Origin of the sequence: Carnobacterium sp. 1290_CSPC, from assembly GCF_001053265.1 — a bacterium.
GTDB classification, from domain to species: Bacteria; Bacillota; Bacilli; order Lactobacillales; family Aerococcaceae; genus Aerococcus; species Aerococcus urinaeequi.
Genome location: NZ_JVVG01000081.1, coordinates 1 through 10,663, shown reverse-complemented (window position 1 = coordinate 10,663; position 10,663 = coordinate 1). Strand labels below are relative to the sequence as shown.

General features: G+C 40.5%; 9 protein-coding genes. 2 read left to right on the top strand and 7 right to left on the bottom strand.

The features are described from left to right. Positions 1-240: 240 nt before the first annotated feature. The 6 genes from AC973_RS07295 to AC973_RS07270 form a co-directional block, all read right to left on the bottom strand. Positions 241-639 carry a rhodanese-like domain-containing protein gene (locus AC973_RS07295; protein WP_048729187.1) on the bottom strand — a complete coding sequence of 133 codons (399 nt, stop codon included), beginning with the start codon at positions 637-639 and terminating at the stop codon, positions 241-243. A gap of 31 nt (positions 640-670) precedes the next feature. Further along, a complete protein-coding gene (locus AC973_RS07290) occupies positions 671-1,639 on the bottom strand; it encodes an ROK family glucokinase (RefSeq protein WP_048729186.1) in 969 nt (322 codons plus the stop codon). A 105-nt stretch (positions 1,640-1,744) separates the two neighbouring features. Next, positions 1,745-2,317 (bottom strand): 5-formyltetrahydrofolate cyclo-ligase, encoded by a 573-nt coding sequence (locus AC973_RS07285; RefSeq protein ID WP_048729185.1) that lies wholly within the window; start codon positions 2,315-2,317, stop codon positions 1,745-1,747. A gap of 10 nt (positions 2,318-2,327) precedes the next feature. Beyond that, on the bottom strand, positions 2,328-2,999 hold the full coding sequence (locus AC973_RS07280) for a rhomboid family intramembrane serine protease (RefSeq protein WP_048729184.1): 672 nt from the start codon (positions 2,997-2,999) through the stop codon (positions 2,328-2,330). Between the two features lie 230 nt (positions 3,000-3,229). Beyond that, positions 3,230-3,382 (bottom strand): 50S ribosomal protein L33, encoded by a 153-nt coding sequence (gene rpmG, locus AC973_RS07275; protein WP_003141750.1) that lies wholly within the window; start codon positions 3,380-3,382, stop codon positions 3,230-3,232. A gap of 177 nt (positions 3,383-3,559) precedes the next feature. Continuing rightward, entirely contained in the window at positions 3,560-5,779 is a 2,220-nt protein-coding gene (locus tag AC973_RS07270) for a peptidoglycan D,D-transpeptidase FtsI family protein (RefSeq protein ID WP_225968959.1), read from the bottom strand. A gap of 215 nt (positions 5,780-5,994) precedes the next feature. Between AC973_RS07270 and AC973_RS07265 the strand changes: the two genes are divergently transcribed. Continuing rightward, positions 5,995-8,754 (top strand): YfhO family protein, encoded by a 2,760-nt coding sequence (locus tag AC973_RS07265; protein ID WP_048729180.1) that lies wholly within the window; start codon positions 5,995-5,997, stop codon positions 8,752-8,754. A 121-nt stretch (positions 8,755-8,875) separates the two neighbouring features. Here AC973_RS07265 and AC973_RS07260 read toward each other — a convergent pair whose 3' ends face one another. After that, positions 8,876-9,481, bottom strand: coding sequence for a superoxide dismutase (locus AC973_RS07260; RefSeq protein WP_048729177.1), 606 nt, complete (start codon positions 9,479-9,481; stop codon positions 8,876-8,878). Positions 9,482-9,706: 225 nt separating this feature from the next. Between AC973_RS07260 and AC973_RS07255 the strand changes: the two genes are divergently transcribed. Beyond that, complete coding sequence (locus AC973_RS07255) at positions 9,707-10,519, top strand: DUF1189 family protein (protein WP_225968958.1); 813 nt, start codon at positions 9,707-9,709, stop codon at positions 10,517-10,519. The last annotated feature ends 144 nt before the right edge of the window (positions 10,520-10,663 follow it).

Below are 10,663 nucleotides of genomic sequence, written 5' to 3'. Positions count from 1 at the left end.
CGTTGGAAGATTAGTGCAGTAAATGACGCAGTCAGTTACAAACTAATCTGAAACGCAGTCCTTTCTGGAGGGACGAGCCTGACTATACAGGGTGCAAGTTCCGACGCTAGTCTCTGGTCTCTTCTTTGGTCTAATCAACATCAGTATTCCCCTTCTAATCTTACCTAGCGTACGCATTTTAAAGATAAAACAACATTCAAAAAAAGCCAGGAGCGCTAACTCCTAACTTTTCCAAAACTATTAATCTTGACGTTTTGTTTTACCTTCCCAATCAGAAAGGCCACCTTTTAAAATATAAATTTTATCGTAACCAGCGTCTTTTAATTTTTTCGCTGCACGGCCAGTTAAACTGTGCACATCAGCGTATAAATAAATTGGACGTGATTTACTAAAGCCCGGCACACCTTGTTGTAAAGTAGAATACGGTACATTGCGGGCACCAAAAATGTGGGCAGAGTTGAATTCATTTGCTTCTCGGATATCAATAATTTGTGCCGATTGCATGGTTTGTTGGAAATCTTCTTGAGAAATCATGGTTGCGTTGTTACGACGCAATAGGTAACTGTATAACCAGAAACCTCCCCAAACCAATAATACGACAATTAAAATAAGCCAAGAGATAGTAACAAAGTTGATCATAAGTGTTGTTTTCCCCTTCTAACGACAAATACTAAACATTTTTCATAACTAGTGACGCAGCACCATACACACCTGCATCATTCCCCAAGGTAGCTAAACGAATACTTGTTGTCTGTCCAACACCAGGATATACAGACTTATGGAAGTTGTCTGTTACTTTATCTAATAGGTATTGACCAGCGTTGGCAACCCCACCACCAATTAAAATATATTCTGGATTTGTTACAGCAGCAACTTGCCCTAATGCACGTCCTAAATGTCCCATCGTTTCATCAACCACAGCTTCTGCAAACTGGTCACCCGCTTCTGCCGCTCTAAAGATATCTTCTGACGTTACAGGTTCACCGTTAAAAATACGTCCTTGAATTATTGAACCAGTATCATCCATGGTATAAGCTAACTCACCAGCAGTCCATACGATACCTGAAGCAGATGCCACAGTTTCTAGACAGCCATGTTGACCACAAGTACATTTACGGCCACCCTCTTTAGAAAACATATGCCCAATCTCACCAGCAGCACCCTGTCCAACAACCAGCTGGTCGTTGACAATTACACCACCGCCAACACCGGTACCTAAAGTCACCAAGACAACATTACCTGCGTGGTCACCAGCACCCTTCCATTGCTCACCCAAAGCAGCAACATTGGCGTCATTTTCAATCAGAATTGGCCAATCTGCATTGAAGTGGCTACGAATCAGATCTGCAACGGGCTGTTCTTCAACCCAAGCTAAGTTATACGCACCAGCAACGGTACCTTTTTCACGGTCTACAAAGCCTGGAGACCCCATACCAATGCCTAAAATATCTTCGTTAGTCCAATTGTTTTCTAGCATTTTTTCTTGAACAGCTAGAATTAAATCTGGAATAATGTGTTGGCCATCTTCTTTAATATCTGTAGGCACTGACCATTTATCAATAATTTCGCCTTCAATTGAAACAACTGATAATTTAATTGATGTACCACCAAGGTCGATACCGAATATTTTCTTAGTCATTATCATAACTCCCTCTTATCTATTAGTTATATAAGTCTATTTTATCAGACTTTAGCAAAAAAATTTAGGTTTTTAAGCAAAAAAATGATACCGGTTGCATAATATTTATATTTCCCCAACAATAATTTGGTCCACTGGAATATCAAAATCATCAATTTCAAAGGTCACTTTATCAGAGACCATACCCGGAAGGGCTAAGGCAATCTTGTTTCCTGGGTAATCCGCTAGGAAAATATCGTAAAAACCGCCCCCATGCCCAACCCGATACCCGTCCGGTCTAAAAAACAAACCTGGCACTATCATCAAGTCAATCGCCTCTTTATCGATAAAATCAGCTTCTGCTGTTGGTTCGTAAATACCGAATTTCGTCTTCTCCAAGGCATCCATCCCTTGATACTTAGCAAATGCCATTTGACGTTTAGGATAGGTTTTAGGCACATATACCTCTTTGCCAATAGTTAAGGCGTAATCAATAATGGGTTTCGTATCAATTTCGCCTGGATGGGCAATAGTTGTGGTGATGGTAGCGGCTTGAATAAAGGCTTCATTGGTAAATAATTGGGCATAAATATCTGCCTGCAAAGCAATTCGGTCAACCTCTGGTAAGGCTGCCCAGTATTTAAAAGTCCGGTCGCGAATGTCCTTCTTGTCTAAAATTGTCTTCATCTTTTCTGTCAAATAAACGCTCCTAACCACCAATTAAAGTATTGAAAATGCCGTGGTTGATCAAAATAAACCCAGCAATCACCACAAAGGTAGCAGCTGAACCAATCCGTTGGGTCAACCGTTGATCTGGCCCTTCCCCGCGAATTAGCGCCATGGTCATTAAGAAACCACCTACCAATCCGCCCACATGGCCCCAAATATCAATCCCTGAACCCATAATACCAAAGGCCAAGTTAATCCCCACAAGGGTTAAATATTGCGAACCAATGCTTTGGATATGGCGATTTCTCGGGAAGAGATTTTTAAGCGCTAGGAAAACAGCAAACAAACCAAACAAAGCAGTCGATGCCCCAGCTGAGATATTTTCAGAAAATTGGTAAGAGAATAAGTTCCCCATCAAGCCAGAAGCCAGGTAAATCACCAAATAGCGCCAGTGGCCTGCAATATTTTCAACCATACTACCTAAATAATACAGGGTAATAGAATTAATCAATAAATGAACAATTCCAATATGCAAGAACATGGGGGTAATTAACCGCCAATACTCTCCTGCAGCAATTAAAGGATTAAATTTAGCCCCGAATAATAATAAGGTTGCAGAACTTTCGGAACTGCCCATAAATTCCATCATAATAAATAAAATAATTTGAATACCTAGCAAGGTATACGTCACAAAAGGTTTTCTCGTAAACATGATTAGCTCCTTTTTAATAGCGAATGTACTTTCACATATTATACCCTAGTTTTCAGGATAATCACAAAATGGCTGTTACCTACAAGAAAACTTTAGGATTCTTCTACAAGACACCACAAACAAAGGCAAAAAAGACCCACACCAGCGCAAACGCCAATGCAGGTCTCCCAATAGTAAATACGTATTTATTATTTGTGTGTTACCGAGTCAGTTATCTAATTTGCATTAGATTATTTTACCTCTTTGAAGACACAAACTTTACGTAATTTTGGACTATATTTTTTTAATTCTAAACGATCTGGATTGTTACGACGGTTTTTCTCTGTTAAGTAAACACGTTCGCCTTTTAATTCAGTGTTTTCTAAAATAATGTTCACACGCATGTGATACCCCTCCAATACAATAAAATTATTAACTGATATACAGTAACCATACTCGATTATTGTACCATAATCTTAACCTATATGCCAAATATTTTTTAGTCTTGTAAAAAAAATTGGTCATACACTTAAAATGATCAGCATGGGGCTGTGATTTGAGTGTCACAGCCCCACACGCAATTATTGTGCTTCTTCTAATGCTTCCGCCTCTTCTGCTGATGCTTCCGCATTTTCTGCCATTTGGTCAGCTACTTTATTTTGATATTCTTCAATATCATAGTATAAACCTAAGACATTTGGTGCAGCAGCTTGGGCAGATACAGATACATCAGGTGTTGTTCCTGGAATAACGATAGAAACCGCAATTTCAGGATCATCATATGGTGCCCATCCGGCCCAAGTTGAATTTTCAAGCGTATCAGATACTGTCGCAGTACCTGATTTACCCGCTACTTCAATTGGGAAATTAGCAAAAATAGCGTTCCCCAAACCAGTTGAAGTATGGATAACAGACCAGATACCCTCTTGCACTTCCGCAAGCATTTCATCTGTAATCGACAATTCATTCAATACAGTTGGCTCATATTCGTAAACCGTTGCTCCATCGCCAGCAGTCTCCTCGTCTTCAGTAGGTGCCAAAATTTTATCCAGCACATGTAAAGCATAGCGAGTACCACCATTCGCAATGGTTGAAATATATTGGTTTAATTGAATTGGTGAGTAGGTATCAAACTGACCGAAAGACAAGTCAAGTGCGTTACCTGGGTCACCAGTATCAGCTCCGATTAGACCAGTTGATTCATTTTCCAAGTCAATACCAGTCGATACACCTAAACCAAATTCTGCATAGTAGTCACGTAAGGTATCATAAACGGCATCTGTATCCAGTTCTGACAAGTCCATGTATGGTTCGTAGTAGTTTACACCACCCATTGCCATTGCCAATTTAATCATGTAGACGTTGGAAGATTGAGCTAAGGCTTGTTTATCCGTTAAGATCCTTGGTGTTGAATCGTTACCAGATGTAAACCACCAAGAAGCTTTAACTGGCGTACCGGAGAAGTATAGGGGTTCATCGGTAATTTCATTGTCTGAACCAACTTCAAGCAAGCCTTCTCCGTAACCAGCGGAAATCGTTGCAGGTTTCACAACAGACCCGGATACAAAGACGCTATTAATCGTACCTAAGGCATCATCAACAATTTCACCATCTGAATTTTTCTTCTTACCAACTAAAGCGTAAATAGCCCCCGTATCAGGATCAGACGCTACAATATAGATAGAATTGTTGGCTTCAGTTGTCGCATCTTCTAAATACTGAGTTGCATATGCTTCTAATTCCGCTTGGTATTCAGAGTCAATAGTCAACTGAACCGTATTCCCCATTTCTCCAGCATAAGTCTGTTCAGAGTTGATAATCTCTCCCTCTTGACTCACTTCTGTTGCATAGGTCGTTTTCGAACCACGTAAATCCGCTTCATACTGTTCTTCAATATAAGACACCCCTACCCGATCATTTAGGGCATAACCCTTAGCTAGGTAGAAATCTTGTTGGTCACTTGGAATCCCTTCTTCTGTAGAAGATACACTCCCAAGCAATGAACGTAGTAATGAATCTTGCGGGTAAGTCCGTTTCCAATCGATTGTCACATTGACACCTGGTAACTCAGCTGAATGCTCTGCCACAACGGCCATCTCTTCAGTGGTTACCCCATCATTTTTAATCATGACAGTTGAGAGTGACGAGGCGGCATTCATTTTGGCAAAAATAACTGCTGCTTCCTTATCTTGGTCACTTAGACCATTCAAGTCGTCGTCAGTCACTTTACTCACTTGGATGGCGTAAATTTCATCATCCGCTGCAGCGGCCTCATCGTCCGTTAACCGGTCATTGATGACATCTGTATTGGCTGCTACAAAATAATCCTGCAGGTCACGATCGGATACATCCTCGAAATCTATAGCTATATATTTAGCTAGATTCTGCGCCGTTTGGACCATATCCTCACCGGAAGTGTCCTGGCCACGTGTATAAGAAATTGCTGGTAAAGCCTCATTAGACACCATCAATTCTCCTTCAGAATCAACAATCAACCCACGAGGGACCGATTCCTCAACAATAGTTGTTTCTGTCGCATTCACCAGATCAGAGAACATATCCCCTTGAACTAGTTGCAAATAAGATAAACGTAAAATAAGTATTGCAAACAGGACAAAAATCCCTATCAGCATCACGTTCAAACGGTTTAAAAAGGAGCCCCATATGGGTGCACGTCTTTTTGGTTGGTCTTGATCATCAGAACCCATTTTATTCCACTTTTCCTCAGCACCCTCATGTTGCTTCGGTTGTTTATTTTGATCACCTTGATCCAACTTGTCACCTACTTTCAAATAAAACACTTATATGCAGCCAAATAGGTCAGTCCACTCAAGCTAGCATAATCTTTCTTAATTATACACAAAAAATGGTCATAAGACTCGTGTAAATTATTAAGAATCCCTATATCCACCTAAAAATCACAGAAGTTTTTATTTTTGTAAAAAATCTTTAAACAAGGCAATCAATCTGCGAAATATGATATGCTAAAAGTAATTCGCAAAAAGGAGTTCGTGTCATGACGCAATATATAAAAACGATTCAACAAAAAAGTCAGAAACACCCACTCAAAGCTTCAATGATTGGCTTGTTTCTAGCAGTCTTTATCCTGATGGGACTCTTCTTTATCTTTGGCCTAAAAATATTTGCTTTCGGCAACGGCACCATCATGACTGTCGACCTAGGCCAACAATATATCGACTTCTATCAATACTACCGAGACATCTTCCAAGGCAATTGGGATCAGATTTTCTATTCCTTCTCAAAAGCCACCGGAGGCGAAATGGTCGGGACCTGGTCTTACTACCTCATGTCCCCCTACTTAATTTTCTTGCTATTTTTCCCGCAATCCTGGCTTTCCTTTGCCGTCGCCTTGATTGTCTTACTCAAACTCGCCACCGCAGCATCCGCCTTCCAGTTCATGTTAGGTCGGTTCTATAATGAAGTGACCTGGCAATCACTCACATTTTCATTCGCTTACGCTTTCATCGGCTACCTATCCGCCAACCAACTAAACGTCATGTGGCTAGACGGCGTTATCTTCCTCCCCTTTCTCATTTGGGGTTTGGAAAAAGTCATGCGCGGTCAATCTGGCTGGACCTATGTAGGTTGGCTAGCCCTTATCCTAATCTCGAATTACTATATCGGTTACATGATTTGTTTATTCTTAATCTTATTTTTCTGCTACCGGATGGTTGCTCACGGACGAGCTGATTTGCATAGTCAAGACCAGATCGACAGTTTGAACCAGAGCTTGGCGCCAACAGCGCAATATCAAGCCAGCTACTTTACCAATTTGAAAACCTATTTCATGCAAACATTTGGTAAATTTGCCGGTTGGTCACTCGCAGGTGGTGGTTTAGCTGCCTTTATTTTAATGCCCACATTCTATGCATTATCAACCAGTAAAGGGCAACAATCGTCACCCGAACTTGAATTAACCACCGATTATCCTTTATACGATATTGTGTCAAAATTCATCCTAGGGGCCTTTAACTTTGACCAAATGCCAGAAGGATTGCCCAACATTTTCGTAGGAAGTCTAGCGCTTATCATGGCCAGCCTTTACTTTTTCAATAAGAAGATTCCTTGGCAAGAACGATTAGCCGCCGGTGGATTGACGACGGTCCTATTATTATCCATGAACATTTCAGGGCTGAACTTGATTTGGCACGGGTTCCAATATCCAATCTGGTACCCGTACCGTTTTTCATTCGTCTTTTCATTCTTTCTATTATTTATCGGCTACCAGCTCTACCGACAAAAAACTGTCTTATCCATTAAAAGTGCAATAGCTTTGTTGATACCTTTTGCTATTGCCTACGGTTACCTGTTCTATAAGATTGAAGAATTTGACTATATTTCAGTCACAACAGTCCTAGTCTCCTTCGTCTTATTCGTTGGGGTCACTGCCCTGCTGATGATGGCTGTTGACTTCGACCGGTTGATTTACATCCTTCTATTGTTCATCACCATGAGTGAAATGTTTGCCAACTCAGTGATCACTATTTCCTCTATTTCTTACTTGAAACAAGATGACTTTGCGGATTATATTGCTGAAATCAAACCAGAAATCGCATTGTATACGCCCGCGGAAAATGAATTCTATCGAATGACCAAGACCTTCCAGCGGACAAAAAACGATGCCATGCAGCTGGGTTACTATGACTTGAACCATTTCAACTCGACAATGGAACGAAACACCACCCAATTGTTCAAACAATTAGGGCAACCTATGTCAGACGGCTTTACCAACTATACAACAGGGACCCTAGTGACAGACGCCCTATTTGGTGTCCAATATTATTTTGACGTCACCCCGTTTGAAGATAATCAAGGCGCCTTAAAAGACCGAGTCAGGTCAACACGAGCTGACTTGAGTGAATACCCTGTTACAGAAGTCACAGACCAATTAATCATCCATGAAAATCCCAATGCCTTGTCCCTTGCCTATATGGTTAGCCAAGACATCCAAGACGTCGCCATTGATGACGTCAATCCAGTTTACCTGCAAGATGAATTGTTGAATGTCTTAAGCGGAAACGGCACAACAGACGGCATTGACCTTTCACAATTTGAGATTGCCAACTTTGCCAGCGTGGACCTTTTCCATGTGGATTCACAAGATGCTTCTGTGGTAAACACAGCTTATACCCGTGATGACACTGGAGAAGATTCGTTTATTGATATCCATATCAATGTCAAAACAGACCAAGCTTATTACATTACCGTCCCTTCATTCTTGAACGATGAAGAAGTCAAATACTACTTAGACGGCGAGCCACTGGACTACGATTCTTCCTACCAGTCGATTCAATTATTTAATATTGCCAACGACGATCAAGGCGCAGAGAAAGTATTTACCATACAATTGCTAGATGACGAAACAACCCTAGCGGATATCAACCTCTATACCCTTGACGAGGAAAAAGTATCCACCATGGCAGAAGACTTAAAGCAAAATCAATTGGAACTGACCAACTTCTCAAATGGGGCTTTCTCAGGCACCGTTACAGTAGACGATCCAAGTGAATACTTGATGGTCACTGTCCCATACGCAGAAGGTTGGCACGCCAAAGTCAATGGCGAAGAAGTCGATACCGCATCCCTATTAAACGGTGGCTTTATGGGTATCCTATTCCAAGAAGCTGGTGATTATGAAGTCACTTTCTACTACATCCCACAAGGCTTGATATTAGGTGTAGCCATTACAGGCGCAACCGGACTCGTACTAGTAGGTGTATATTCCTTTAACGGAAAAAAAGTGAAAACGAAATAAATATAAAACGTCTACTGATAATTGTCGGCAGGCGTTTTTTAGAGGCATTTTTATGCAATTTGCCGTAAAAAAGAGGTTAGCCTAAGCTAACCCCTCTATTACTATTTAAATAGATGTTAAATTATTTTGCTGCGTCAAAACGTTTTGCAACTTCATCCCAGTTTACAATGTTCCAGAATGCTGCAATATAGTCTGGACGAACGTTTTTATATTTCAAGTAGTATGCATGTTCCCAAACATCGATACCTAATAATGGTGTTTGACCATCCATTAATGGTGAGTCTTGGTTTGGTGTAGAAGTGATTTCTACTTCACCGTTAGCTAAAACTAGCCAAGCCCAACCAGAACCGAAACGACCAGTTGCTGCAGTTTTGAATGCTTCTTGGAAGTCTGCAAATGAACCGAATTTAGCGTCGATAGCTTCTTTCAAAGCGCCTGTAGGTTCACCGCCAGCATTTGCTGCGAATTGTTCCCAAAATAATGTGTGGTTAGCGTGTCCACCAACATTGTTACGAACAGCAGTTTTTTTGTCTTCAGGTACATCGTCAAAGTTAGATAGGATTTCTTCAGCAGATTTGTCTGCTAAATCAGTACCTTCTAAAGCTGCGTTTGCATTTGTTACATAAGTATTATGGTGTTTGTCATGATGCAAGTGCATTGTTTCCTCATCGAAATACGGTTCTAATGCATCATAAGCGTATGGTAATTCTGGTAATTCAAAAGCCATGTAAAATTCCTCCTATATAACTTATCATTATTTTCTTACTAAAATCACTATAACAAGTCACACCCTAAAATTCAAAGGAATCGACTTAAAGCGCTCACTTATTTTTAAGAAAAGTTTTTCCTTTTCCAATCATCCGCTCATTATTTTTGACCAATCTTTGTTATAATGAATGTTAACGTGAGAATGCTTAGTCATTTTCCAAGTCCACTAGCTAAGAGTGAGAATATGCGAACAGAAAAGAGCGAATGTATGAAAGAAAGCAATATCCTCGTCATCTTATACGATGCCCTATTGAATTATCCAAAAATTATCCGTGTCATTTCCTATAGTTTTAAAAGAATGTTGGTCTATGCCCTATTAATTGCAGGTATATCAGCAATTCCAACCTTCTTCGACACTTTGAAAGTATTTGATTTACTAGAAACCAACGCAACATCGATCGTTAATCAAATCCCTGACTATCAAGTCACAGATGGCAAAATAGCCACCAGCGATGACCAAGCGGCCTTTATTTTTGAAACAGACCTGATAACCTATGCCTTTGATCCAAATGATGAAATCGCCAGTCAAGACGTGACGACTAGTCAAAACAATCTGATTACTGTTGAAAACAACTCAGATAACCTAACCATATCATTCATAGGCCAACCTATCGCCTTCACCTACACACAATTAGGTGACTCTGCCAATAGCGATGGTGTCAAAGGTATTATCCAGTCAATGACTAGCCTAACTTGGGCCTACTACCCGATTATCTTCGTCATTGTGGGCCTATCTAGCCTATTGAATTTAATGCTAGCTAGCCTGATGATTGCCCTAGTAATTGGTATGCTACCTGATTCAACCCGGTTAAGACTAACCTTTAAAATGCGGTTTTCTTTAGCCCTTGCGTCATTAACCATGCCACTAATGGTCATTACCATCTTTAACCTATTTGGCTTCTATGTTGTCTATCAATTAGAAATCATGTATGTCTTCGCCTTGATTCGTTTATGGCGACTATTGAAAAAAGTACAAGTCATAAAAATGCAGAAATAATACAAGGTGTGAGTGAGACCGCTCAGCTAAACAACTTCTAACGCATTTAAGCGAGTAAGTGCTAAAGCATCAACTCGCTCATAAACTGGAAGAATAGTGCCGTATCACACAAAGTGTGATGCAAACTATTCTGAAGTGGACTTG

Coding starts and splice junctions, on each gene's coding strand:
- AC973_RS07280 (WP_048729184.1), bottom strand. CDS start 2,999: ATGTTTACGAGAAAACCTTTTGTGACGTATACCTTGCTAGGTATTCAA.
- AC973_RS07290 (WP_048729186.1), bottom strand. CDS start 1,639: ATGACTAAGAAAATATTCGGTATCGACCTTGGTGGTACATCAATTAAA.
- AC973_RS07295 (WP_048729187.1), bottom strand. CDS start 639: ATGATCAACTTTGTTACTATCTCTTGGCTTATTTTAATTGTCGTATTA.
- AC973_RS07255 (WP_225968958.1), top strand. CDS start 9,707: ATGCGAACAGAAAAGAGCGAATGTATGAAAGAAAGCAATATCCTCGTC.
- AC973_RS07260 (WP_048729177.1), bottom strand. CDS start 9,481: ATGGCTTTTGAATTACCAGAATTACCATACGCTTATGATGCATTAGAA.
- AC973_RS07265 (WP_048729180.1), top strand. CDS start 5,995: ATGACGCAATATATAAAAACGATTCAACAAAAAAGTCAGAAACACCCA.
- rpmG (WP_003141750.1), bottom strand. CDS start 3,382: ATGCGTGTGAACATTATTTTAGAAAACACTGAATTAAAAGGCGAACGT.